Source organism: Halioxenophilus aromaticivorans, from assembly GCF_042850945.1.
GTDB classification, from domain to species: Bacteria; Pseudomonadota; Gammaproteobacteria; order Pseudomonadales; family Cellvibrionaceae; genus Halioxenophilus; species Halioxenophilus aromaticivorans.
Map to the genome: position 1 here is coordinate 4,826,463 of NZ_AP031496.1, position 26,986 is coordinate 4,853,448.

The 26,986-nt window shown below is 48.1% G+C and carries 21 protein-coding genes; 8 read left to right on the top strand and 13 right to left on the bottom strand.

What is annotated here, in order from left to right; translation table 11 throughout:
- Entirely contained in the window at positions 1-312 is a 312-nt protein-coding gene (gene rplU / locus ACGHM3_RS20565) for a 50S ribosomal protein L21 (protein ID WP_345423524.1), read from the bottom strand.
- Positions 313-650: 338 nt separating this feature from the next.
- Here rplU and ACGHM3_RS20570 point away from each other — a divergent pair, with 338 nt between their 5' ends.
- From ACGHM3_RS20570 to ACGHM3_RS20580, 3 genes are all read left to right on the top strand, one after another.
- On the top strand, positions 651-1,610 hold the full coding sequence (locus ACGHM3_RS20570) for a polyprenyl synthetase family protein (RefSeq protein WP_345423527.1): 960 nt from the start codon (positions 651-653) through the stop codon (positions 1,608-1,610).
- A 44-nt stretch (positions 1,611-1,654) separates the two neighbouring features.
- The gene (gene pgi, locus ACGHM3_RS20575) at positions 1,655-3,289 is read left to right on the top strand and encodes a glucose-6-phosphate isomerase (RefSeq protein ID WP_345423530.1); all 1,635 of its coding nucleotides are present in this window, start codon (positions 1,655-1,657) and stop codon (positions 3,287-3,289) included.
- A gap of 70 nt (positions 3,290-3,359) precedes the next feature.
- Complete coding sequence (locus ACGHM3_RS20580; RefSeq protein WP_345423533.1) at positions 3,360-3,785, top strand: YbaN family protein; 426 nt, start codon at positions 3,360-3,362, stop codon at positions 3,783-3,785.
- 77 nt (positions 3,786-3,862) lie between these two features.
- Here the strand turns inward: ACGHM3_RS20580 and ACGHM3_RS20585 are convergent, their stop codons facing one another.
- Together ACGHM3_RS20585 and galU are read right to left on the bottom strand one after the other, a co-directional pair.
- A complete protein-coding gene (locus ACGHM3_RS20585) occupies positions 3,863-5,212 on the bottom strand; it encodes a phosphomannomutase (RefSeq protein WP_345423536.1) in 1,350 nt (449 codons plus the stop codon).
- Positions 5,209-6,042 carry a UTP--glucose-1-phosphate uridylyltransferase GalU gene (gene galU, locus ACGHM3_RS20590; protein ID WP_345423539.1) on the bottom strand — a complete coding sequence of 278 codons (834 nt, stop codon included), beginning with the start codon at positions 6,040-6,042 and terminating at the stop codon, positions 5,209-5,211. The genes ACGHM3_RS20585 and galU overlap by 4 nt, the downstream gene beginning before the upstream one ends.
- A gap of 287 nt (positions 6,043-6,329) precedes the next feature.
- Between galU and fabA the strand changes: the two genes are divergently transcribed.
- From fabA to ACGHM3_RS20615, 5 genes are all read left to right on the top strand, one after another.
- Positions 6,330-6,854, top strand: a complete 525-nt coding sequence (gene fabA, locus ACGHM3_RS20595; RefSeq protein ID WP_345423542.1) for a bifunctional 3-hydroxydecanoyl-ACP dehydratase/trans-2-decenoyl-ACP isomerase — start codon at positions 6,330-6,332, stop codon at positions 6,852-6,854.
- A 157-nt stretch (positions 6,855-7,011) separates the two neighbouring features.
- Entirely contained in the window at positions 7,012-8,232 is a 1,221-nt protein-coding gene (fabB, locus tag ACGHM3_RS20600; protein WP_345423545.1) for a beta-ketoacyl-ACP synthase I, read from the top strand.
- A gap of 144 nt (positions 8,233-8,376) precedes the next feature.
- Positions 8,377-9,507 (top strand): DUF6515 family protein, encoded by a 1,131-nt coding sequence (locus tag ACGHM3_RS20605; RefSeq protein WP_345423548.1) that lies wholly within the window; start codon positions 8,377-8,379, stop codon positions 9,505-9,507.
- A 9-nt stretch (positions 9,508-9,516) separates the two neighbouring features.
- Positions 9,517-9,918 (top strand): glycine zipper domain-containing protein, encoded by a 402-nt coding sequence (locus tag ACGHM3_RS20610; RefSeq protein WP_345423551.1) that lies wholly within the window; start codon positions 9,517-9,519, stop codon positions 9,916-9,918.
- Between the two features lie 48 nt (positions 9,919-9,966).
- Positions 9,967-11,042, top strand: a protein-coding gene (locus tag ACGHM3_RS20615; protein WP_390517440.1) for an IS3 family transposase whose coding sequence is annotated in 2 segments (ribosomal slippage) — positions 9,967-10,216 and positions 10,216-11,042 — 1,077 coding nt in all. Because the reading frame shifts where the segments join, the coding sequence is not laid out codon by codon here.
- Positions 11,043-11,293: 251 nt separating this feature from the next.
- Here the strand turns inward: ACGHM3_RS20615 and ACGHM3_RS20620 are convergent.
- The 10 genes from ACGHM3_RS20620 to ACGHM3_RS20665 form a co-directional block, all read right to left on the bottom strand.
- Entirely contained in the window at positions 11,294-12,163 is an 870-nt protein-coding gene (locus ACGHM3_RS20620; RefSeq protein ID WP_345427029.1) for a sugar nucleotide-binding protein, read from the bottom strand.
- Positions 12,164-13,114: 951 nt separating this feature from the next.
- Positions 13,115-15,502 (bottom strand): S8 family peptidase, encoded by a 2,388-nt coding sequence (locus ACGHM3_RS20625; protein ID WP_345427027.1) that lies wholly within the window; start codon positions 15,500-15,502, stop codon positions 13,115-13,117.
- 15 nt (positions 15,503-15,517) lie between these two features.
- Positions 15,518-16,495 (bottom strand): AAA family ATPase, encoded by a 978-nt coding sequence (locus ACGHM3_RS20630; protein WP_345427025.1) that lies wholly within the window; start codon positions 16,493-16,495, stop codon positions 15,518-15,520.
- 179 nt (positions 16,496-16,674) lie between these two features.
- Complete coding sequence (locus tag ACGHM3_RS20635) at positions 16,675-19,149, bottom strand: sigma factor-like helix-turn-helix DNA-binding protein (protein WP_345427023.1); 2,475 nt, start codon at positions 19,147-19,149, stop codon at positions 16,675-16,677.
- 4 nt (positions 19,150-19,153) lie between these two features.
- The gene (locus ACGHM3_RS20640) at positions 19,154-21,349 is read right to left on the bottom strand and encodes a DEAD/DEAH box helicase family protein (RefSeq protein ID WP_345427021.1); all 2,196 of its coding nucleotides are present in this window, start codon (positions 21,347-21,349) and stop codon (positions 19,154-19,156) included.
- Between the two features lie 74 nt (positions 21,350-21,423).
- Positions 21,424-21,663 (bottom strand): transcription factor, encoded by a 240-nt coding sequence (locus tag ACGHM3_RS20645; protein WP_345427019.1) that lies wholly within the window; start codon positions 21,661-21,663, stop codon positions 21,424-21,426.
- Between the two features lie 89 nt (positions 21,664-21,752).
- Positions 21,753-22,208, bottom strand: coding sequence for a hypothetical protein (locus ACGHM3_RS20650; protein ID WP_345427018.1), 456 nt, complete (start codon positions 22,206-22,208; stop codon positions 21,753-21,755).
- A 13-nt stretch (positions 22,209-22,221) separates the two neighbouring features.
- Positions 22,222-24,222: a hypothetical protein gene (locus ACGHM3_RS20655; protein ID WP_345427015.1), complete on the bottom strand. Its 2,001-nt coding sequence runs from the start codon at positions 24,220-24,222 to the stop codon at positions 22,222-22,224.
- Complete coding sequence (locus ACGHM3_RS20660; protein WP_345427013.1) at positions 24,215-25,813, bottom strand: tyrosine-type recombinase/integrase; 1,599 nt, start codon at positions 25,811-25,813, stop codon at positions 24,215-24,217. The genes ACGHM3_RS20655 and ACGHM3_RS20660 overlap by 8 nt, the downstream gene beginning before the upstream one ends.
- Positions 25,810-26,985 (bottom strand): tyrosine-type recombinase/integrase, encoded by a 1,176-nt coding sequence (locus tag ACGHM3_RS20665; RefSeq protein WP_345427011.1) that lies wholly within the window; start codon positions 26,983-26,985, stop codon positions 25,810-25,812. The genes ACGHM3_RS20660 and ACGHM3_RS20665 overlap by 4 nt, the downstream gene beginning before the upstream one ends.
- Position 26,986 lies beyond the last annotated feature (1 nt).

Consider the following 26,986-nt stretch of genomic DNA (forward strand, 5'->3'; position numbering starts at 1 on the left):
TTATGCCTGAATGCCAGTGATTTTAACTTCAGTGTACCACTGACGGTGGCCTTGACGTTTCATGGAGTGCTTACGACGACGAAACTTGATGATTTTCACCTTGTCTGCACGGCCATGCTTAACCACTTCAGCGGTTACTTTGGCGCCCACTACAACCGGCTCACCGATTTTTACGTCGTCGCCATTGGCTACCAACAGAACCTGGTCGAAATCTACAGATTCGCCGGTACCCACTTCAATTTTTTCCAGACGGAGGACTTCGCCCTCGGTCACACGGTGTTGCTTACCACCGCTTGCAATAACTGCGTACATAGGTTGCTCCAATTAAGATGTAAATGACATTGGACGCTACGAAGCAACCGCCTAACCGGTATTACCAGTGTTGTCGGTTTTAAAGTTGGGGCTCGCACCCACAACCACAGAGCTTGCAACGTATACAAAATCAGGGGCGTGGATTGTACGGAACTTGATTGAGTAAAACAACACCAATTGGGTGAAAAAACCGCACCCATCGGCACATTTGCTCACGTATACTGCCTTGCGGGCCAAAGAGCAGCCAAACCGTTGCGGTGTTCATGGAACCGCGCTTGACGAGCCCAAACGGCCTGCCTAGGATGCGCCATTAAATAGATCTATAGAAAAGACCTTACATGCTCTCATTTCACCAAGTGGTTAGCGACGACTTTGAAGCAACCAACCAGCTGATTATTAAACAATTGCATTCGGACGTGGGCCTGGTCGAAAACATCGGCCACCACCTTATCAACGCCGGCGGCAAACGCCTGCGCCCACTGTTGGTAATGCTCACCGCCCGCGCCCTGGGATACCAAGGGCAGCAGCACTTGGATTTGGCGGCCATTATTGAGTTTATCCACACCGCCACGCTACTGCACGACGACGTGGTAGACATGTCCGAGCTGCGCCGTGGCCGTCCCACCGCTAACGCCAGCTGGGGCAATGCGCCCAGCGTACTGGTGGGCGACTTCTTATACAGCCGCGCGTTTCAGATGATGGTGGCCATCGGCCAAATGGAAATCATGGCTATTCTGTCCAATACCACCAACGTGATCTCCGAAGGCGAGGTACAGCAACTGGTCAATATCAAAGACCCAAGCGTATCCGAGGCCAACTATTTTGAGGTGATTTATAAGAAGACGGCAGCTCTGTTTGAGGCCGCCTGCACCACCGGTTGCGAACTGGCAGGCCTCACCGAGCACCGCGCGGCCTTGGCCGAGTACGGCAAGTGCCTAGGGATTGCCTTCCAATTGGTGGATGACACCTTAGATTACGAAGGCGATACCGAAGCCCTGGGCAAGAACGTGGGCGATGACCTAGCCGAAGGCAAGCCCACGCTACCACTGATCTACACCATGGCCAACGGCGAGGCCGAGGAATCCGCCCTGGTAGCAGATGCTATCCGAGCCGGCAGCACCGAAAATCTCACGGCCATCGTCGAACTGGTTAAAAAACGTGGTGGTTTAGCCTACACTCATAAGCAAGCCGAGGCCTACGCCGACCAAGCCAAAACAGCACTGGCCGGCATGCCGAGCAATGAGTACACACAGGCCATGCTGGATTTGGCCGACTTTGCCGCCAACCGCAACCACTAAACCGCAGTACAACCACTACACATTCACAAGGGATTTGAACCAGAATGGCCGATCAGACCAACGCGCAATCTTTTTCTAACGCCATTTGGCCCGAGCTCAAAGCCCACAGCGATGGGCTGCAAACACCCTTAAAAGAGCTGTTTGCACAGGATCCAAACCGCGTTGAGCATTTCTCCATGAGCGCAGGCTCACTGTATTTGGACTACTCCAAAAACCACTTGGATGCTAAAGCACTGGAATTACTGGCCACCCAGGCCAAACAATCTGGCTTGGAAGACGCCATTAAGGCGCTGATTGGCGGTGAACACGTCAACAACACCGAAAACCGCCCAGCCCTGCACACCGCACTGCGCTGCCCCGCCATTTCCCCCGCAGACAAAACCGCTGTGGTGGCAGCCACCCAAGCCCAAATGCGCGAGTTTGTTGACAAGCTGAGCTCCGGCCAGTGGCACGGCTACAATGGCAAGCCCATTACTGACGTGGTTAACATTGGCATTGGCGGCTCTGACCTGGGCCCACGCATGGTGGTTACAGCGCTGTCGCAATTTCAGCAAAGCGCGGTCAAAGTTCACTTTGTGGCCAATATCGACGGCGCTGACCTAAGCGATGCGTTGGCCGGCTTACACGCCGATACCACGCTGTTTGTTGTTGCCTCCAAATCCTTTAGCACATTAGAAACCCGAGAGAACGCCCTGGCCGCCCGCGCCTGGAGCCTTTCCCATGGCTGCCCGGAGAGCGACCTAGGCAAGCACTATGTGGCGGTGTCCAGCAATGTGCCGGCGGCGATGGAATTCGGTATCGACGAAGCTAATATCTTCCCCATGTGGGATTGGGTGGGCGGCCGCTACTCATTATGGTCTGCCATTGGCCTGCCCATCGCCATCGCCCTGGGCATGGACAATTTCGACGCCCTGTTAGCCGGTGCAGCCAACATGGATGAACACTTTGCCAGCGCCCCCATTGAGCAAAATATGCCGGCCACCCTGGCACTGATCGCATTTTGGTACTCCGCCACACGCGGCTACCAAAGCCAGGCCATACTGCCCTACGCCCAGCGCATGAGCCGACTGCCGGCCTACTTGCAGCAGCTGGACATGGAAAGCCTGGGCAAATCGGTGGATCGCAATGGCAAGCCACTGACCTGCGACAGCGGCTTGGTGCTATGGGGCACTGAAGGCACCAATGGCCAGCACTCTTTCCACCAGCTGTTACACCAAGGCACACGCAGTGTGCTGGTGGATTTTATCGCCAGCGGCAAACCCATGAGCCCATTGGACAGCCATCACAGCTACTTGCTGGCCAACTGTATTGGCCAATCCCAGGCATTGCTGGCCGGCAAGAGCCTGGCCCAAGCCAAACAAGAGCTGCTGGATGCCGGCAAACCCGAAGCTGAAGCCGATCAAATTGCTCCCCACAAGGTCATACCAGGTAACCGGCCTAGTAACACGCTCATTATTGAGCAACTAGACCCAACCAACCTCGGTGCACTCATCGCCCTCTATGAGCACAAAGTGTATTGTTTAGGCGTGTTGTGGGGCTTAAACCCATTTGACCAATGGGGCGTGGAACTGGGCAAACAGCTGGGCTCCGCGGTGTACCCCGCTCTTACCGGCAACGAATGCCCGGCCGAGTGGGATGGTTCTACCCGCAATCTGGTGGAGAAATTACGTCTCAAGTAAATTGGGCGATTCAACTGCAGGCACTCGCTGCCGACAGCAACCCCAGAGCAACCGAATAGAAGGCGCAGGAATGGCCAAAAAAATATTTCTACTCAGCCTGGGGTGGCTAGCCTTAATCACCGGCGTTATTGGCATTTTCCTCCCGCTACTGCCCACCACCCCATTAGTTCTGCTGGCCAGCTGGTGCTTTGCCCGTTCCAGCCAGCGCTTTCACTCTTGGCTATTAAATCAACGTCACCTGGGGCCAATCATCCAGCGCTGGGAGAACGGCGAAGGCATCACCCCCACGGTGCGCAATCGCGCACTGATCGCCCTCTGGCTGGGCTTACTGGGCTCCATGCTTATTGTTGGCAAATGGTGGGCACCGTTAATTCTTGGCGTCTGCGGCTGCACAGGCAGCCTCTTCTTGTTTAAGTGGAGCAAGCCCAATGCCCACCAAGCTGCAGCCCCCTGCCCACTAAAGCCACAACCACCACTGAAAACACCTCGGCCTTAGCGGAATCTACTAAGCATTAAAAAGCCCGCAGCAACGAATCACTGCGGGCTTGCCGTTTAGCAAAAAATTAAGCGGCGTTAGCCACGTATCAAAGCTAGCAACTCCTCGGTTTTTTGCTCCATTAAGGCCGCATTACCACGGGATTCAACGTTCAGCCGAATCACTGGCTCGGTGTTGGACATGCGCAGGTTGAAACGCCACTCAGGGTAGTCCACGCTGAGGCCATCGGTGTGGTCCACCTTGGCATCGGCAGTGGCGTACTTGGCCTCGGCGGCGGCGATCACCGCTTTGGCATCGGTTACCGTGCTGTTGATCTCGCCACTGCAGGGGAAAGCCGCCATACAGTCGTCTACCAGGGCAGATAAAGACTTGCCACTGGCAGATAACAGCTCCGCCACCAACAACCAGGGGATCATACCGCTGTCGCAATAGGCAAAGTCGCGAAAGTAATGGTGGGCACTCATTTCGCCACCGTATACCGCATCCTCTTTGCGCATGCGCTCCTTGATAAAGGCGTGACCGGTTTTGCTCTGAATGGCAACACCACCGGCACTGGCCACGGTCTCGACGGTGTTCCAAGTAAGACGCGGGTCGTGGACGATTTTGGCACCGGCGTTTTTTCGTAAAAATGCTTCTGCCAATAAACCTACAAGATAGTAACCCTCGATGAACCGGCCGTTTTCATCGAAGAAGAAACAACGGTCGAAGTCACCATCCCAGGCGATACCGAAATCAGCACCGTGCTGCTTTACCGCTTCTATGGTGGAGCTGCGGTTCTCTGGCAACAGCGGGTTGGGGATACCGTTGGGGAAATTACCGTCGGGCTCGTGGTGCACCTTAATAAACTGTAAGGGCAGGTGCGGCTCTAGCGCATCAATGGCGGCACCAGCGCCACCGTTACCGGCGTTCACCACAACTTTCAACGGCTTTAGGGCGCCACCATCGATATATCCCAGCAAGTGTCTGACGTAATCCGGGCGGCTGTCCAGGGCAATTACCTTGCCCTTAGTGGCTTCAGCGAAATCCGCTTGCTCTGCCAGGGCTTTTATGTCAAATAACCCGGTATCGCCGCTGATAGGCCGCGAGCCTTCACGCACCAATTTCATACCGTTGTAATCCATTGGGTTGTGGCTGGCAGTGACGCAAATGCCACCATCCACCGGGTTGTTAAAGCTGGCGAAGTAAACTTCCTCGGTGCCACATTGGCCGATGTGCAGCACATCGGCTCCGGCATCGGTGATGCCCTCGCACAGGGCGTCGGCCAGCTCAGGGCTGGTGAGGCGTATATCGTGCCCCACCACCACCTGCTTGGCCTGTAGGTACTGCGCAAAGGCGCGGCCTACTCGGTAAGCAACATCCTTGTTAAGCTGCTCTGGCACTCGGCCACGTATGTCATACGCTTTAAAGCAGGTGATTTCTCCGCTCACGCCTTACCCTTCAAGTAGTAGTTGTTGTAAACGTGGTTAGTGGCTTCTACAAAACCGTCAACGCTACCGCAGTCGAAACGAGTGCCTTTAAATTTGTAGGCCAAAACACAGCCGCTCTTAGCTTGAGTTAGCAGCGCGTCGGTCAGCTGTACTTCGCCGTTTTTGCCAGGCTCGGTGTTTTCGATGATTTCGAAAATATCGGGAGTCAGGATGTAGCGGCCAATGATGGCTAGGTTGGAGGGTGCTTCCTCGGCTGGAGGCTTCTCAATCATATCGGTGACCTGGAAGATGCCGTCTTTCAATTTTTCGCCAGCAATAACACCGAACTTAGAGATTTGATCCTCTGGTACTTCTTGGATGGCAACAATACTACAACGGAATTGTTTGTACAGTTGAACCATCTGCGCTAATACGCCCTGCTCTTCAGACATACATAGGTCATCGGATAGCACCACGCCAAACGGTTCATCCCCGATCAAACGACGGCCATTTAATATAGCGTCACCCAGGCCACGCATTTCTTGCTGGCGAGTCATGGAGAAGGTGGCTTTCGACATCACCTCACGAATACTGGACAGGAACTGCTCTTTGCTGGTTCCGTTGATCTGGTGCTCTAGCTCGTAGCTGACATCGAAGTGGTCAGCAATGGCGCGCTTACCGCGACCGGTCACCAAGCCGATTTCAGTCAAACCTGCTTCAATGGCCTCTTCCACACCGTATTGCACCAGGGGCTTGTTCACCACAGGCAGCATTTCTTTGGGCATAGATTTAGTTGCAGGGAGAAATCGGGTTCCATAACCGGCCACAGGAAATAGGCACTTTTTGATCATTTTACAATCCTTTTTAATACGACTTTCAATAGTTTGACGAATAATCCTAGTTGCTACCGAAAGATAACATAGAACTAATGACAGTGTTGATACACCAACGGTTTTTGTTGCAATACCGGAACCAGTTTAGCAACTTACGTCAAAATCATTCCCGATTGGTGCGATAATCGCACAGGTTTTAGCGCCTCAATGGCTGGACAAGCCGCCGCCATCCATTAGAATGTGCCACCTTTGTCCGCGGCTTGAGCAAAGCGCGGCCGACCTGTACCACTGAATAGAGTCAAACCATGGAACCTTTTGTCCCCAAAAGCTCATATGAGCGAGAAGAACTCATCGAATGCGGTCACGGCCGTTTGTTCGGCGAAGGCCGAGCACGCCTGCCAATTCCAAACATGTTGATGCTCGACCGCATCACCCATATCGCCAGCGAGGGCGGTGAGTTCGGCAAAGGTGAAATCAAAGCAGAGTTGGATATCACTCCGGATTTGTGGTTTTTTGAATGCCACTTCCCTGGCGACCCAGTAATGCCAGGCTGTTTAGGACTCGACGCCATGTGGCAGCTGGTTGGCTTTTATCTGGGCTGGCGCGGCAATCCGGGTAAGGGACGCGCATTGGGCTCTGGCGAGGTGAAATTCACCGGCCAAATTCTGCCTACCAACAAAAAGGTGACCTACCATATAGAACTTAAGCGCGTTATTGAGCGCCAACTGGTTATGGGCATTGCCAATGGTACCGTTGCGGTCGACGGCAAGCCTATTTACTCAGCGCAAGATCTACGCGTGGGCCTATTTACCGATACCAGCAAGTTCTAACCCGCACCGGTTAGACTGTAACACTATAATCAGCAGGCGCACTTTTTGCGTTTGCCGAGTCTAAGGCAGCGTGTACCATAACAATCAGCTCGATGACACGCAGCGACTATAAACACATATAAACAACCACTCGTTTAAGTGGTACGCGGAGAAGCTTATGAGGCGCGTCGTGGTTACCGGTATGGGCATCGTATCCTGCATCGGTAATGATAAAGAAACCGTTTTGGAATCCCTTAAAGAGGGCCGCTCCGGCATTAAAGCCAACCCTGTATACCAGGAGATGGGCTTCCGCAGCCAGGTCTCTGGCAGCATCGACATTGACCTAAAATCGCTTATAGACCGCAAAATTTTGCGCTTTATGGGCAGCTCTGCAGCCTACGCCTACCTATCCATGGAACAAGCCATCGCTGACGCCGGATTAAACGAATCCGACGTATCCAACGAGCGCACCGGTATCATCATGGGTTCTGGCGGCGCCAGCGCCAAAGATCAAGTAGAGGCAGCAGACATTCTGCGCTCCCGCGGCATTAAGCGTGTTGGCCCCTACCGCGTTACCCAAACCATGGGTAGCACCACATCCGCCTGCTTGGCCACGCCGTTTAAAATATTGGGCGTTAATTACTCTATTTCCTCTGCCTGCGCTACCAGCGCACACTGTATCGGCAATGCCGCAGAACTGATTCAACTGGGCAAGCAAGACATCGTCTTTGCCGGTGGCGGTGAAGAAGAACACTGGACCATGTCCTGTATGTTTGATGCCATGGGTGCCATGTCCAGCCAATACAATGATCGCCCAGAGCAGGCCTCCCGCGCCTACGACGCCAAACGAGACGGCTTTGTGATTGCCGGCGGCGGCGGCTGCCTAGTATTAGAAGAACTGGAACACGCCAAGGCCCGAGGCGCTACCATCTATGGCGAACTGGTCGGCTACGGTGCCACCTCCGATGGCTACGATATGGTAGCGCCCTCAGGTGAAGGTGCCGTGCGCTGTATGCGTCAGGCCATGGCAACCGTGGATGGTAGCATTGACTACATCAACTCCCACGGCACTTCCACGCCGGCAGGAGACATCCAAGAACTGGGCGCAGTGCGCACCGTCTTTGGCGAAGAAAACAGCCCTATGATTGCCTCTACTAAATCCTTAACCGGCCACTCTTTGGGTGCCACCGGCGTACAGGAAGCGGTGTATAGCTTGCTGATGATGAAAAACGATTTTGTCGCCGCATCGGCCAATATTGAAGAGCTGGACGAAGGTGCCGCGGGCATGAACATCGTGCAGCAACGCGCTGACAACGTCACCCTAAGCCGGGTTATGTCCAACAGCTTCGGCTTTGGCGGCACCAACGCCAGCTTGGTGTTTCAGCGCTACAGCGACTAGCCGCCAGACTGTCAACAAGCAATAGGCAACCAGCAATAACAGCCAGCCAATTTTCGGCTGGCTGCTCTTCCCAAAAGCCAATCAGGCGCCATTCATCTAGCCGAAGTAGACTACTTCTTGTACAGAAAACAAGAGGCTTTGGTTATGGCCAAAACATCGACAATAGCGCTGATAACACTGCTTACGGCTAGCATGGCAATCCCCGCCGTGGCCATGGCCGCCCCCGACGAACGCGAACCACGCATACAGCGCCAGAGCAACGAACGGGCAAAACGCATCGAATCACGTCCGGCGCAAAACATTCGCAACAACCCTCGCATTAGCAACGATAAAGCTACCCTGCGAGAGCTCAATAACGGCAAAGGCAACTACGCGGTACCTAAAAGCACCGCCAAACACCAACGCCAGCAAACTCGAACCGCAGAGCCAGCCAGGCAGGCCGAGCGGCAGCGAATCGTCAACGCCCAAGAAAACATTCAACGGCGTAACAGCCAACCGCAAAACAATGGCAACCGCATCGTTGACCGGCCGGAGTCGGTGGCGCCCAGTGAGCAAGTGATTCGCCGGCAATACAACCACGCTGACAGCCAGAACAACCTCAACCGTCGACAAACCGAGCTGCACCAGACCTTTGACCGCGAGCGCAATAACAACTTTGAAGACAATCGCAACGGCAATAATCGGGCGGTTAATAATGCCCAGCGTCATGCCGACTTCAGAGATCGCGACCGCAACCAGCGCGACCGCCCGCAGATTGTGATGAACCAGTACTACCACCTACCGGGCCATGAAATCCACCGCCTACCCACGGGCATTCGTCGGCTGTACTACCGCCCCTACCCGCTGTACTACTTTGGCGGCACCTACTATCGCCCGCACAGCGGCGGATTTGTGGTGGTTAGAGCCCCCATCGGCGTGCGGGTAAGAACCCTGCCCCTGGGCTTCGCGACATTTACCTTCGGCTCTACGGTGTACTACCACGTTAACGATATTTTCTATCGCCGCTACGGTTCCGAATATGTGGTCGTGGATGCCCCTACCAACAACTATACCGTACCGGTGGCCAGCACCTACTCCTCCGGCGACTGGGCCATCTACCCGCGCTACGAGCAGAGCGACGAGGAGTTACAGCAGGATCGTTACGAATGCCACCTGTGGGCCTTTGACCGCACCAACTACGACCCATCCATGCCCCAACAAGATAGCCGTCTGCGTGGCGATTATTATCGAGCCCAAGCAGCCTGCCTGGAGGGGCGGGGCTACACCGTAAAATAGGAATTGACCGTGAAGTACCTCACCATTACTTTATGTCTGCTCGTAGCACTGAGCTCTCGAGCCACAGCCTCCGATACGCTCTTTATCTACCCCGCCGGTGGGCAGAGCGATGCACAGCTGGCCAAGGATCGCTACCAGTGCTACCGCTGGGCTGTGGATCAAACCGGCGTCGACCCAAACACCTTGCAGCTGCCCAAAACCGGGCAAACCATGGTTCGCAATGAGCAACACGGCGCTGGCAATAGAGGCTTTTGGTTGGGCACCCTGGCAGGAGCAGCACTGGGTAACGCGCTGGATGGACACAGCGGAGGTACCGTCGACGGTGCCATAATCGGAGCATCCCTGGGCAATATGATTGGCGTCAACAAAGAGCGTAAGGGTGTGACCTTTCCCCGAAAAATAGAACCATGACGTTGATGAGATTTCCAGTTAATCTACTCCCAAGGGGATCTCATTACTATGAAGAAACGATACACCGAAGAGCAAATCATCAAAGCGATCAAACAGCATGAAGCGGGTACCAAAGTGCCTGATATTTGTCGCGAGCTGGGGATATCTGAAGGTACTTTCTACAACTGGCGGTCCAAGTATGCTGGCATGGAAGTCAATGAAGCTAAGCGCATGAAGGATATGGAGGCGGAGAACGCCAGGTTGAAGAAGCTTCTTGCAGAAAAGCTACTTGAAGTGGAGGCCATGAAGGATGTCTTGTCAAAAAAGTGGTAAAGCCGGCTGAACGTAAGCCTGTCGCCAGTTATCTGGTCGAAACGTTTGGCTTGAGCGAGCGCCGTGCTTGCTGGCTTTCTGGTATTAGCCGAACAGGCTATCGCTATCGGGCTAAGGGCTACGACGACGATGTTCTTCGGAAGCGATTGAAAGAGCTAGCAGCACAATACAGTCGGTATGGCTACCTCTTGCTACACGGGTTACTGAAAGCCGAAGGGTTGGTGACTAACAAGAAGCGAACCTACCGTGTTTACACAGAGGAAGGACTGCAGGTTCGTACAAAAAAGCGTAAAAAGCTCACGCGCCCTGTGCCTGTGATGGACTTACCTAAGCAAATCAACGAGCGCTGGTCTATGGATTTTGTATCAGATCAACTGAGTAATGGTAGACGTTTCCGAATACTAAATGTAGTTGATGACTACAGTCGCGAACTGGTCGGACAGCTGGCAGAGTTTTCTATTAGTGGAAATCGCGTAGCCCGTTTCTTAGATCAACTAATCGAGACCCGTGGTAAGCCTGAAAGTATCACTTGTGACAACGGTACTGAATACACCAGCAAAGCCATGTTCTTCTGGAGTAAAGAAAATCAGGTCAAACTCAACTTTATTCAGCCTGGCAAGCCAACGCAAAACGCCTTCGTCGAAAGCCTAAATGGCAAGTTTAGAGACACCTGTCTGAATCAGCACTGGTTCCGAACAATAGAGGAAGCCCGCTACGAAATAGATCAATGGCGTGCGCACTATAACCATGAGCGGCCGCACAGCTCATTAAATTACATGACGCCAGTAGCCTACGCGGCACAGGCAGCATAAGGCAAATATCTCATCGAGGGAGTGGTATTAACTTAGGGGAAAGGTCAGGTGAAATAGCGGCACAGCAGAAGGCACAGGTCTTGGCCAATCAACAGGCCCAAGCCGCTTATAGCTATCAAGATCGTTTAAATGACTACAACCGCGCCTTTAGCGCCTGCATGGAGGCCCGCGACTATAGCGTGCGCTAACTGTAGAGCGTGTTTTTAAGAAAGCGGATGAGGCGGCGCGGTAAGTTATTTCTGGATAAGAATTTAAGCCTGATCCACCGCCATAGGATTATTGTTAGCCCACAACGCCAGCTCATTATTAACGGCCTGCTTCCAGGTGCGAGGCTGCACGCCGAAGCAGTCCATTAAATGACGATATCCCAAAGCCGCACTGAGTGGCTCGGTGGACTTGCCCGACACGTCCATAACCTCCCCCAGCACCTCGGCCTTATCGCCCAGTCGCTTAACAAGGTAGACGGCAAACTCGTCTTCAGTGCAGATATCGGCGGCGCCGTAATGAAACACCCCCCAGTTATCCGAGCCGCAACTGATTTGCTTGGCCAAGGCGTTGACCACCCGAGCTATGTCCTCATGGGACACCGGCGACCCTCGGCGCTCGGAGACGATCTCGGCCTGCGCGCCCTCCAACAGTGGCAACATAATGCGCGTGAGCAAGTTCTGCCCCTGCCAACCGATCACCCAGCTTAGGCGCAAAATTAAGTGCTGGGGCGCCTCGGCCACCACCTGCTCAGCCTGGCGATACAGTTCACCAACTTCATCTCTAGGCTCTAGCTCGTCGGCTTCAACGAAGCCCGACTTCTCGCCATTAAAAACGCGATAGCTGGACAACTGAAGCAACGGCCACTGGCGTTCACTGCACAGTGTGGCCAACACCTTGGCCGGCTCAACGATGGCCTGAAAACTGGCATCTCGACCATCGTCACTCCAACCACAGGTATTGATAATGGCATCCGGTTTGGCTGCATCCAGCCAGCGGCTAACAGCGGTTTCATCGCCCCAATTGAGGTGCTGGGGCAACAACATCAACTCCATAAACCCGGATTGATCAAAACCCAGTTGAATGGCTTGGCCGAGGGCATCGGCGTGTTGTGTAAGTAGAACTTTGTAGGGCAAACGGATGTTCCTTGAACAAAATTACTGACCAAAAAGCGCTTATCCACGAGCGGCAGTTGGCGCAAAAGCGACGCTTGGGGGTTTTATGCAACTTATAATAATTCACAAACTGGGGTGAGTTACCCGCTGAGATTATTTACAGGCTAAGAAATCACAGGCCAGTCTAAGCAAGCCCCAGGCCGGAGACAACCCCCAGAACCCACTGTCCAAGAAAACATGAAAAGATAGGAGCTACTGCGGGAACGGAGCGCGAATGCGGCTTACGTCCTCCTGGCCGCCAAGCCAGTTGGCACCGGTGATTTGCAACACCGTATTTAGCGCCACAGGCAAAAGAATTCAGAACCCTCCGGTAACCAACGAAGAGATTACGATTTAAAAAAGGGGCGAGTTATGCGCCCCTCCTTTTAGTGCGACAAAAAAGGAGCTTTCAGACCGCTCAGAAAGGTAGTTCACATAAAGTAGCGAACAAGCCATTCAACTCATTGAAAATATTAGCTTTTATCATAAAGACAACCAAAACTGTTAAGTTAAGCCCAATATTGTCAATTTTCTGGGCAGGTACTCTAGGAGTATTAGCCGCCAAGCGTAAAGATAGAATCTTGACACTTTCAGCGACAGCACCTGATCAACTCAGGCGGCTCCAACACCCAAAATCAAAAAAGGCGGGTATTGGAAGGCTGGTTGTTTCTACCAAACATTAAATCGCATTCTAGCAAGATCTCGGCTAAATAAAATCCATTTCCCGCTCTTGCCATCAACTCTATGTCAAACCTTGGTATTTACCCCCGTTTTCAAGCCATCAACAGCTAAGGGCACCTCAGATCAAGAGTCAATCCGGCAGACGGCTGCCCGATTTGAGGTTTGAGATAGAGTTACCTCAAATTACGCACAATTACACGTCACATGCGTAATTACGCAAACCATGCGTAACTCCGCGTAATTCTCGCATTACTACACTTTTGCTCGAGCCTGCACCTGTTGCTCAATTTTCTGTGAGATCTGAGAATACAGTCGAGCTTCTTCGTTCTCCCTGTCAGTTACGGTTACTACCAAAGCATACTTTTCCAATTCTGCACTTAGCGAGCCACCCCACCCCGCTGCATCCTGCCTAGTGACTACGACAAACCATTTGAAATCAGGAGATAGTTTTTTGAAGTTCCATTTAGAGCACTGAACACTACCCTTGCTACGTAGCTCTGATGAGATTGTTCTATTTGCTTTGCTTGAGACGGTATCACTTAACCTATCTTTGTCTTTTTGCAGCTCTTTGTGAAAGTGTTTTTGTACTTCATCCAAAGAGCGACCTTTAACTAAATTGAATACTATCTTGGTAGCACGATAGTCAAGGCGTGTTGTGCGGACGGCAGGCGAATAACTTAGGGAAACCCTCAATTCTCTTGCAGATTTTTTACGGCGGAGAAACTCTTCAGGCAATGGCAATTCATAAAACTGATAACTATCGTTTGAGATTGAATCTTCAGCCATTAATAACACTGCTGACTCATCGGATCGATAAAGGTTCTCCTCATTAACCAGCCCATATCCGGCAACCTCTGTTTGAGGGTCCCGCCGTCCGTTGGCTTTTGAGTATGCCTTTTTAACCTCATCGGAAAATGTAGATAAGCACTCATCCGGCATGTCGGCATGATTAACCAAAATTGCCCTTAATAAATTTGCAGACGCATCTGGATAATTAACCAGAAGGCGCCCTGCCAGGTGCGTAATATAAGGGGCTGAAAAGCTAGTTCCATGACAGACACTGAACAGCGTATTACCAACAAAATTTGGATTTAGGCTTAAAATTCCTGGCTCACCGTCTTCGACTTGCCATTGCTTCCCCTCGAAACGCATTGGTGAGGCAAAATTTCCTCCGTATGCGACTAACTCTGGCTTGATTGCTCCCTTAACTGTTGGACCATGCCTTGTAAAAGGCGATGGTTGATTAGCTTTCGCCGCTGCCAAGTGATCGATATCTTCTGGGCGCTGTAAATCACCTCTAGTTGCATCGTGCAATGCTAGACTACCGACTGTTAACACATTCAGCGCAGGAGCCGGATCAATAATTCGATTGTGATCGCCCAGCAAATACCCCGGATATTCTTCTCTCCAACTTTCTGCAGGGACGGGTGGTTCATCGCATCCCCTAAAATTACCTACAGAAACCACAAAGAGAATATCGTGCTTTCTTGCAAGCAAATCGAGAATATAAGCAATACCTCGGATATGCTTACCATCATAGGGGGAGTTTTCGTTCCCAATTGATAGGTTAAAAATCCGGCAACCAAAACCGACAAAATACTCAACAGCTTTAACCAAAGTGGACTCAATAGACTGAGCATTAAACTCGCAGTGCTTGTTTAATATTTTTCCATTAAAGAGCCAAGCTTCAGGCACCCAGTAATTGGAGCGGTTACATTCTTCCAGATTACCGTACAATGCAATCCCAGCTACTTGAGTTCCGTGCCCAGCAGCATCGAACTCATCTTCACCCTCCACAAAACTGGCGCTTTCTGCGACTGCGTTCTTTAAAAGAGGGTGATTTGTATTGATACCGCTATCTAAAATGCAGATTCGCGGGGCATCTTTATGTGGTGGCTGTATGTCTGCTGGCAGAGAGCTAATATCCCGATTAATAGTTTGATAATCGATACCACTTAGCGGAGGCAAGTCGATAAATCTCACATCAGAATGGTTTAGTAATTTTCCAACACCATTCCTATCGACCATGAGCCTATACATAAGCAGACTATCAAGATTAACTTTATCCTTCCTCTCAATATTGTTGCTTACCAACCATTGTTCAAAAGCATCAACTAGTTCTTTTCGTTGTGGACTCGCGCTTAAATCAGAAGGCCATAATTCAACATCCAGCGTAAAAATTTCATCCTGAGGAAGCCCATATTGTTTAAGCGCCCAACTCTTTCTATCCTCAGCATTCCACGCCTCTATGCTTGTAAGCGCTTCAAGAAGTTGTTTTCGGGTAATATCCTTGTCATCCAGACCGAGCCAGGCCAAATGATCTGAAAAAGTAGCCAACCCTTGCTCTGTGGTGAAAACCACACATATGTGAATATCTTCTTGACTCACGAATTCTACGCCATGCGCCACAAGCTCATTGAATGAAAGCGTATCTTCATACTTCAACTTGAGTACGTAATGTCCTGGCCTCGACGTTAACTGCTGCTTAACAGCTTGAGTCGTGCTAGCCAACGCACCAGATAATTTTTGACCGTGCCCAACTAAGTCACTTCGATTTTTGAAGCGAGGAGGACGACCAGACCTCCTCGGGTTATTAATTGGTTCTTTCTCAATACGCAGATGCTCAAATTCTTGTGCCATCTAAGCTAATTCCCTTTATTTTGTATTTTCTTTTTCAGCAGCCTGCTTCAAGTCTTTAATTGTCAAGAATTCCTGACTGCGAAGAATCATTCGCTTTACTGCTCGGCGGACAATTCGCTCAATATCTGCACCACTTCGATTAGCAAATATGTCAGTTAACTTTTTGTCAGTTAGCTCGAACTGGCGACGAACACCTCGCAACTTAAGCGAAAGTATCTGTTCAACTTGCTGCGGGCTAGGAAGTGGGAAATCGATTGTTTCATCAAATCGCCGCCAGATAGCGCCATCCAGAATCTGTTCGTGATTAGTCGCCGCTAAAATAAGGCTTTTGCCTTGGTACGCATCCATCATTTGCAGGACAGCATTCACAACACGACGCAACTCACCGTGCTCTGATGAATCTGATCGCTCTTTACCTATCGCATCAAACTCATCAAACAGAGCAACCATCTGGTTATCGGCGATAAAATCAAAAACCTTTCTCAGATTAGCCGCAGTTTCACCTAAGAACGATGACACCAAAGCGTCAAGGCGCACAATGGCCAACGGTAAATCCAACTCGAACGCGATAACCTCGGCTGCCAGTGTCTTCCCACACCCAGGCGGGCCGTGAAATATGACTTTTCCCGAAGGTTTCATTCCAAAACTTCGCAATATATCGGCGCGGCGATGCTCTTCCAATAGCTCTTCTATAGCCACTTGGCCAGATTCAGGCAACACCATCTCTTCAAGCGGTCGATGTGCTTGGCGTATGTCTAATAGCGGCAAACCTCTCTCTTTGTCTATTGGGGGAGAGGGCAGTGCGTTCCTACCAGATTGCTTAGCAGGCTTTAAATGCTCACCATATAGAATCTGTTCCAAGTCGTTAGCCAACAAGTGATGCTGCTTTTGACGCTCATCCTGAATAACAGCTTCGGAAGCACGGCGAAAAGCCTCAGAATCACCACTGGCTCCTGCTTTAATTAATTGCCGTAATATTTTTCCGTTTGCCATTGCAAACCCCTTAAATAATCATGCTAAAAAAGCACTTCTCTTTTAAATAACAATAATTAATCTCAGCATTAGCATCGAGCCCTATCGCCAACTTCGGCCAGCTAACTAACATTATGTCCCCCTGAATCTCGCACTAAATAGTAAATCCAGGAATATCAATATTTGCGCATGGGTTCAATTCATGACCCAGGGCTATTCCGCCAATTAGCAAGCGCTATAGCAGCAGATTCCTTAGTGATAGCTACATGCTTCTGGAGAAGATCGATATTATCATTTACCGATAACTCCAAATTACAAACGTTTTCAATGGCTGCTTTTAAACTTCTAAATGGTATTTCTTTAATAGAATACAAACTGTGCTTTCTGAACCAGCCTTGATCCCTAGCATAAAGTCGCGCAATCGATGCATAAAAGTACTTCGAGTAACACTTTAAAGTTCGGTTGTTTAGCTCTTCTTTTATAATAGATGGCTCTATAGGGATTTGGTATTGGTTCAATATTTTACCGATTTCAACTACGTAGTCATCTACAACAATATCTTTGTATGCGCAGCTAGGCGTGGTGTAGAGCATCCTATCTACTTGAACAACTTTACCTTCCTCAATCAAAGCATCTAGATAAAATGCAGCGTGATTACTACTTTTACTCTTCAGTAAGTTAGCAATAGCTGTTTTGGTTAAAGGCCTCTCACTTCGATTCATCGCCTCAATAATTACATCTTTTTGTGTAATATTTTTGAAGCCCTTTTTCAACCCTACGGAATCGGATTGCGAACGACCATCAAAGTAAAATCCATAATCTTCGCCAAAGTTTTTTACGAAGTGCCTAATTATAAAATAATCGTATGCCTGTAGCCCAGCGGAAGCTTGATAGCATTCCATTAAATGGAAAACGTCTCTACGATCTGACTCGGCATACCCCATCACCTCTATGAATAAATCGTCCAGTGATATGGATTCAACATCAATAAATCTTGTATGTTTATATACACCCTTACCGGCTAAATAGATGTAATCCGGCAACTTAAAAGCCTCATTATCCAGGCGATCCTCGTAAATATCAGTCCTAGAGTAACCGTTAGCATTCACTAGTCTAGCGACGTCCAACCAAGGCAGACCTCCTTCATGATTAAATAAAACACATGCGCTAGCTTCAGCTTTTCCAAGCTGCCTCGGCCAAACATTCTCGCCATCTATAAGCAAAAAACCACGCTTCTCCAAGAATTGAATAGCGTTATCGATGCTTCTAATTTCGCTTAAATCGAGCTGCGAAATGTACTCTCTAATATCATCAAGATGAATTGGCGCACCATTTTCCGCAAAAAGGGTATTTAATATTGTTCTGTCTAGTTCAGGGTAAACATACTCAAAAAGATTAGTCTGCCCACAAATCAAACCTAAAAACTCGTAAAAGTCCTTTTCCATTGTGAAACATGAAAAAACATCCTTGAATTTAGCGCTAAAACTGCTGGATAGCTCAGGCTCTATAAGCTGCCACATGATCTTCGGATTAATACGCAAATGCCGAATAAAACTGTTGTTTATTTTTGACTCTTTTTGACGTATCCGCTCTCTTGTAACATCAAAGTTAGAGGCTATTTGCTCTAATGTCTGCTTGTCCTCTACAAATCCCCATCGCTTTTGGGCAATGTCGGCCTCATCGTCTTCAATTCTATCAAAGAAATTATCGACATCCTCCAACAAGATTTTTTCTATTTTTTCAATTGAGGCCTCACTAAATACCTTTGGAGAGATTAATGAAGACTCAAAATCCTGATAGTTAATATTGCCTGCTAAAATAGACTCAATTTCTTTTCTAACTAAATCTCTGAACTCAATCAGGCTATCTACTACTTTTGCTCCAAAGCCCGGCAAGGCAAGCAACTCATTCTGATTAAAACTAAGAATGTCACCCAAATTTTCTGCCAAATCCTCAGCACCAATATACCTAGCGTATTTCTCTAGAGCTTTAGTAAACTTTTGGTCTACTCCCCCCAAACATAGCCTCATATTACTGGTATCTACTTCCCCAAGATTAATTTTACTATCAGAAGGTGAGAAATTACCAAGCTCAACATCAATTACATCCCCAGTATTGGCTAATATTTTAAGCTCTTTAAAGGCTTCCACATAAGATGACCCAACCCCAGGAAGACAAGCAATATCAGAAGCACTCAAGCTAACAAGATCACCCAAAGTCTCACCAAGACAGAAGGACGCATGAGACGAACTGATATTTCTTAATCTTTTAACCAGCTTCGAAAATCTATTTGGCAATATCAAATCATCAAGCCTTGTCGAGAGAGAGGGTATTTTCATTAACCCTAAATCAGAGCTGCATTCACCTCCAATTATTGATTGATTCTTATCGTTACCATTATTATCCACATGACCAACGCTCTCAGTGTTTTCTTTCGATTCACTACAGGCATCCGAACTAGGCGAAAATTCCACACCAAACAACCTAAGAAAGTCTGCAAAGTAAACGTTCCTTTTTAACAGCATGAAATCATCCATGCTCATATCTTCGATAATCTCCCACAAATCCCTTTTTTCGGGCAATGTGTCAGCATCATCACATAGAAGCGACTTAATTAGCTTTTTTACAGCACTGTCCAAATTTATATGCCGGATATTAAGGTTAACAAAATCCATTTTATTAATAGCTCTTTAACTTCTTCAAAAACACAGAAACAGAACGGTATTTCTTTATAATCTCATTTCTTTCAGCGTCAGACAGCTTCTTCACGTCTAAACGAGATGACAAAGTATTTCTGTGCTTTTCGATTATCGGGCAAGGAGATTGATCGTCAGAAATTGAACTGTTTTTTTCTAAATTAGTAGAGATATTCGGCGTAACTTCTCGGATAATTTCACTTATATCAGGAATCAGTATTTTAATATCTTTCTCACTGAACTCATTTAGATGATTCACAGTAAAGTTAACTGCAATTGCTCTCAAACTAGGCACTAGTTTATGATCTTCATAAAATCCACCTATATATTTTTTCATCCTCAAGATCATTTCCTGTTTGTCAAAGTCGTCATCAAATGCAGCTGTTATATAGCCATAATAAGAGCCAAAATGAGTAGCTATTTGATCTAAGCCTACGCCCTCAAGACAATTCTCCACATTTGAAATATCTGGAATCAACTCATTTAGCTCTTTATACCCTCGCAACTTTTCCAATAACAATTCGCGACTATTGAGCTCCAACTTCATATTTTCGATCAATTCGAGGACTTTCGCCGCCTCTTCACTATATTTGACATCCAGTGACCCATCATGAAAAACACTATTTACTTCCGGCTCCTCCATATCATCAATTAGATTTTCTCTATCAACCGGCATTCTATCAATAGACCTAGAAAGCGCTTTCACCTCGTTAAGCCTCTCTAGAGACCCTACAAAATCCAACACATGAACATAGTCTTTATTAGGTGTTTTTCTTAATCCACGCCCTAACTGTTGAAGCCAAATGGTTCTGGAGCCCGTATACCTCATAAAAATAAGTAGATTGGTTTCTGGAATATCAATGCCCTCATTAAATAGGTCACACACCAATATATACTTAACATTTCCCTCCCTAAAACTTCTAATATTCTCTCTTCTTTCCTGATCCTGCATTTTTGAATGTACGAGAGTAGCTGACCCGAGCTGAAAAAATCCTATAAGGTGGTGCATGTGGCGAATGTTTCTACAGAATACGATTCCCTTTACTCTCTGTATCCCCTGTTCTTCAACAGTTTTCTCAACAATACGAACAACTTCTTGATCTTTTTTATGCAAGAATAATTTTTTATCCAAATCAGAAATGGATAGCCCACTTTGTAATTGATTAATTTTATCCTGATCAAGATCATCAAGAAGGACGAGATATCTAGGAAATGCCAACTTCCTATGCTTTAAAGCCCAAACCAAATCGAATTTACCAATATGCCCATCCGCCCCACCAAAAAAAGAGATTACATCTTTGTTGTCTGCACGATATGGCGTGGCAGTTAAACCAACCAGCAGTTTCGGCTGAAATAGGGTGACCACTTCGGAATATGTTCTTGCCGCCGTGTGGTGCGCCTCATCGACAACAATAAAATCATATGAATTTTTGCATAGATCACCCAATTGGCCATACAACGTATCAAATGATGCAAATACAAAATCTGTGTCCTCAGGCCTCGTTCCAGAAAAGCAGGCAGAGAAGCTGTAATTCCCAATACCTAAGACGTTTTTAAATGCAGTAACTGACTGAAGCAAGATTTCCACTTGATGCGCAAGAAAGAGAATCCGTGGTCGCTCAGATGACTCCTGAATTAGCCTCTTTACTAGGTGAGCTACTGTATAGGTTTTTCCCAAACCTGTAGCCATCTCAATCAAAAGCTTGTTTTTTCCTGCATTATATTTGCACAAGGCTTCATCAATGACATCTTGTTGGTACTTTCTTGGTTTAATGTCCCGACCAATTTCTGAGTGTTTTACCACCCAAAGATTCTGCAACTCATCTCGATCAATAAGCTCTACACCTAAGCGTAATGCTCGCGCTTTAACTTCTGAGGTGAAGTATGAATTGGTAACCAATATCTTGTTAGACACATTTGCTAACTTAGCACCTGTAACAAGTTGGTTTAGGGCTTTTACGTCAACTGTAGTGCTCAAATTCCGCTGCTTAACTTCGATAGCAAATTTTCTCTTTCCTTTGTAAGCAAAGATATCCACGCCACCATCACCGTGTTTAAATTCTCTCCCAACTCTTGTAATTTCAGCATCCGACCAACCGGATGCAAGAAATAGATCTCTAACAAAAATCTCGAAATCTGCAGGTGTTAGCTGGTCAATATCTTTAAAGTCTTTTACCATTTCAATAGCCTCTTAGTAGGCTTAAACCGTTTAATCACATTAGTCAATTTCAATGGCAACGGTTAAAAACGTCGTCATAGATGCTTAGGGTTTAGTCCTGCGGCTTTCAAACGCCGAGTCAGATTGCGCATTTTGCTAAATTCCGTACCGAAGCTGCTTCGCAGCCCAACCCCTTCACAAAACTCTTTAGCGGTAATGTTCTTCAGCTCATCAGCATATTTGATCATTTGCAGATGAAGTTCAGCGGTATATTGATTACGAGGGGCATCCGCCAGTACTTGCTTAATTCGCTCGTAAATCTCGTTTTCGTTCATTTTTCAGCCTGCGCGACTCTAGCCACTAGATAATTTAGCTAATTTATATAGAAAGCCACAGGATCGCAATTCTTTTGCGCATCACGCCCTTATACCCGCCCGGATGGCGGTATCTCTTTATCAAACGGTCGGAGAACCTGCGCGGTTTCAGTGTTAGAAGGTAGAGCAGCCCCTTCTGGCGAGGCTTTATCAACGCTGGCCATCTGAATGCCTTTCTGCCGCACATGAAAGGCGATTTGCTGCCAGCGGCGCAGCCATTGCTCTTCCTTTCGCTTGTAGGCCTCTAGCTCCGCTTTGAGGCGTTCTACCTCTACCTGAAGCTCTTCGGCCTCTTTAGTTGCCTGCTCTTTGGTTTTCACCAATCCGCCCGACAGTGCTCGTTTGGCGTTGTCATAAGCAGCTTTGATTTCAGATTTGGCCTGGAGCGACTGGCGGCTAAAGCCAAAGCGCTCTTCCAGTACCGCCCAAGTGAGTTTTGAGCCAAGATCGCCCAGCGCCCAGCGGTCTAAATCGGCAACGATTGTATTGATGTCACTGTCGGACATGCGTCTGAAGCGCTTAACCATGCTCTACCTCGCTTAAATATTGTTCGGGATCAAAGTGCTCCACCCCGTTGCCGGACAGTTGGGAAGCCAGTGTTTTCAGTTTTTTATCGTTGTGTGCCAGCCAGTCCGCACTCTTTTTCGGCTTGGTGCTATCCAACTGCTTTTCAGCATTTTTTCGTGCCAGCGCAGTAAGAGCATACTGGCGCTTCTGCTCGTCCAGACGCCCCTTATCATCCTTAGCCCACACGTAGTCTTTGCAGTCCGCCGAACATTGCAAATGTCGTTCGCAGGGTGTTTGAGAGAAATTGTGGATACAGATACCCGTACCGACATCATGTACGGCCTGAATTCGCGCCTTCAGAATGGCATCCTGGACTTCTACCGGTACAACTTTGATTTGCTCAGCTAACTGACCTCCAACCAAACCTTTTTTGATGTCTTCACGGAGCATCAGTGCTCGTTTTTCGCGGGATGTATGCTGATAGGCTTTGGTGTCTCTTGGGTTGGTTCGACCAAACCATTCAGTTTGCAGAAGGTCACTTAAGCCGCCCTCATCAAGCAGAGTATTAAGCGTGTGACGGAAATGGTGACTGGTAAAGTCCACCTCGATGCTACTGGATGCGTATTCGGCGGCAAGCGAGGGGAAATAACGAAGAAATGTGGCGAGCATGGCATGGGTGCATTTTGTCGCTATCCAGCGAGAGTAAGCACCGCTAGACAATCCTTGGAAGCGAACAAACAGCAAGTCGCCCAGATAGTACTCCTTGCCGAACTGGTCAATATGGATAGGCTGTACCGTAGACGAAAGAAAATCCTTTTGGCAGTACGCTTCGATTGATTTTCGATAAGTGAATAGAACCGGCCTAGTACTGACTCCAACTCCAGACCTTATTTCGCTGAACACCTCTGCATTTTTTGCACACCAACCAGTAGTGTCGATAACGTTTTTAGGGATTCCTAGCTGTACCAAATCAACCTTGAATAACTTCTGACCACTCGAAATATTGTCCAAGAAGCGTACATCTGCCATACCCTTCTCAACCATATATTTAGCTGTGTTTCGCGCTTCTGACGTTAATTCAACCAATTCGCCGAGCACCTGCTCAACAATCGGCGCCACCTCTGTCGGCAAGTACAGTTTACGCTTCGGTGAAAATACGTTTCCTCTGCTAGCTTTCCTCGGAAAGTATTCAATATACGCCCGTTGATCCTCATCTGTGGAAACCAATTGATAGGGCAGTAGTGTAACTTCGCTAAGCCGCCTACCTGTGCAAGCCAGCAAAGCCAACATCAATACATAAAATCGATATTTATGATCCCTTGGAACTTGCTGATACAACTCACCAATCACTCTAAAAACTATTGGCTCGACCAATTTATCCGATTTGGTTTCCAGCACACTTGGGTCATCTAATCTCTTGTGGTTAAGGCCACCGGTACTTAAGGGGCGCTTCATTCGGAAATACTTGTATTGCAGCAAAACCCTGCAAACACCGTTGGCATCACAATGCGCAGCAAATTCACCTACATACTTATGTAGATTATATGCAGTACCGTCACCGTAGTGGTCTGAGATGGTGCTGCACGCACTATCCAAAACCTCTGGCGTTATCCGCAACAAATCCAAACCAAGTTCCATAGCAGCGTGTGCAATGTAGCCAATTGCCGCTATAAAGTTTCTTTGATTGTTGCTTGCTTGATGTTTTCTATGAAATCGAAGAACAAATAATGCCTTTGCAATATCCCCCCAACTTTCAGGCAGAACCTCACCACCCAGTTGCCTCGGAAAACAAAAGCCAATCCGAAAAGCTCTTATATTATGAGAAGTTAGCTTTACAAGCCTGCCGCTAGTGATCTGCCATACAGACTCAGCCCAGTTAACCGATTCAAATCCCTCCAGTTTCATTAGTTTTGCTTTGCTGACTAAAGATTTAACGTTTTTATTCCTGTCACGCTCCAGACGATCAAGAAAAGGGACGACCTTGGCCTTGCGATTAGAGCGACCATCAGACATTGTGCGCTCCCACCTCACAGAGTTTGGCCACTTGTGCGACCGCAGCGATCACCTCATCAAGCTGTATGCCTAATCGCGCATTCTCGTACTTTTTTAAACGCTCTTCACGACCGACCAGCAGGCAGTCCAGGACATGCTCATGATCAGCATGACGATATGGCTGAAACTTGGGGCACAAATAACATGAGTAAGGAGGATCAAGATAGCAGACACTGGATTCACCACATACACCAATATCCGCTTGATCGGCAGGGTTTTGATCATCTACAAACGTTAGGTGCTTGTCATCTCGCTCACCATTGACGGCATCTTCATCACTTTCGATTAGCCTGCCTTTGAAAAAACTGAGGTACTTCGAGAAACCTTTTGCGGTTGCTTTGTCTAGGTGTTCAACTATTTTTCCAGCCATCTCAAAATAGACATTCACGTGCTGGGTATCGGTATGATCCAGTATTCTGGCCAGCTCACGCTTACTGATTCCCTCAGCAGCCAAACCAGTTGCTAAGGTATACCGCAGCCGCCTTGGCGTGACATGCAATAATTCGCCAGTAAGCGGCGAGATAATTTTGTGACGCTTTATAAAAGCTTTCACAAGGTTCGCTATCCCAGAGGACAGCATGTTATAAGCCTCATCCCAACGCTTTGAATCAATCGCATAGGCATTTTGTTTTTGGTTAATAAATAGAGGTCTGGAGACTTCTACAGTCTTTCCATCGGCCTCTATTAGAAGCGCCTTATGCTTGGAGACATCTATGAGCTCCAAAACGTGCTTTGCTATCTCAGGCTCTAAATACTCATCGATCATGTCATCTCTTGGAGCCAACTGCCTTTTCTTTATTCTTGGCATTTTCAAGACATAACACGGCGGCGATGAATTCGGTGTCAGGTCAACGAAATCAGTTTCTTTTAAAAATGTTAAATTCGCCGGGTTTCGGCCAAAAGCTATAGAGAGGGCAACAGCTGTTTTTTGCTGCAAATGCTCGTAGACTTTACTTTGATCATGCTTAAGCGCATTGATTATGGGTTGAAGTTCCAGCGTCCTATGCAACGGCCCACTTTCTGGATCTTCCTCACGAACAGCCTCTCCCTTAGGATTACCTGGAATTTCTAGAGCATCAAGCTCTTGGGCATAGGCTATCGAGAACCCGAGCTCCGAATAGTTTTCAGAGCACCAGATGTACCACTGAATTGGCCGGTACAATGCCCACAGCCGGTGTTTATTTCGCGCCTGATTGATTGCCTCCTCCATTAAAGCAATCAGGCGCTCCTGAAATTCAACAGCGGGAATTCCGGGCAACAAGGAGTGCTTTTTTTGACGAGAGACTATAGCGGCGGATATATCACTCCAGCACTGACATCCAGCATGTGTTGACACCTGGGATGCCTGATCAATAATACGGCGTTTAATCGAAGTTTTAAGCACTTCGTTTTCAACTCGAGATAAATCAAGCCTGCTATGCCGATATAGAAGAGGAAATACCCATATATCACCAGGAATCTCAACTTTGACACCCTCACGGGTAAAAAATTGAGAAGGTAGTTCAGGCCCAGAGTCGAAAATTTGGGGGGCTTTATCCAAGGGCAATTTCATTTATTGAACCCTGTAATCAATTTCTTTTGATAGTCAGAAAGTGCCCGACGAGCCTGCTCTTCAACCTCTTGAGCGATATACACAGATTGGGACTCCAAACTTGAGTCTCCTCGCAACATAGCCAAGGCTTGCTTCCTTCTATCCTCTTCCATGCCTGCCGCCCTAAGTACCTGTTCCATACGGCTAGAAAAGGTATGCCTCAGAGATTTAGGTGTAAGAATCTCTGGAAGCGAACCAGAATATTCACTCCGTAGACGAGAAAAAAGTTGCGTAAGGGACGAATGAGACAGAGGGTCGCCTTCATCACTTAAGATCAAATAGTCGGTTTCATTGCTCGATTTCTGCTCCAAAACCTCCCTCCACTCAACTATGTAGCGATCCAGCATTCGCACAAAGTGATGTCCTTCTAAAGGCAATACCCTGCCATTGCGCTTGACACTGGGTCTTGGCATTCTCTTGTCGAGCGGGTCTGGCGACCTTCTTTTAACAGTCACTGACGAGATCGACCCTATCTGAATATCCTCTACACGCAAACTAAGCAATTCCCCAGGGCGAAGCCCGCAATTAAGCATCAGAGATACCGCCACGAAGTTTCTAAATTTAACAGGCTCGAAATGCGCAAACGAATCTGGACTTTCAGGATTCAGACACTGGAGTAAAAACTCGGCTTCGTCACTGGTTAGAGACTTCCTCGAAATACTTCCAGCCCTTGGAGTATTTATAAAAGCTCGATCAATCCATCCCATTAGGCGCTTCCTTGCAGCCTGAAGAACCTCATATTGGGAATCACTTAGTGGTAAAGATGAAATATAAACATCGAGCTCCCATACGAAGTACTGTCGGATCGTTGCTAATCGATTATTGAATGTATGAGGCGAGACAACCTTATCTTCAGATTCCATATCTTTTCTTAGAAACTCTATCAAACCACCACTGAACTCAGCCTCTGTGAATAGTGTGCCAATTTTCAGCCTTGCTCTCAGATCGATTTGTCTGTCCTCCAGCCATCGATACAAAACTGACAACTCTCGAAGATTCCTGATTAGCGTGTTTGTACTTAAGTTTCTTCGACTCAACAGAAATTCATTTGGAGAGGGAATCGGCAAACCATCACCATCCAAAAGTATTGGCAACAAATCACCTGATCTATGACTTACCGTTACGATTCTCATT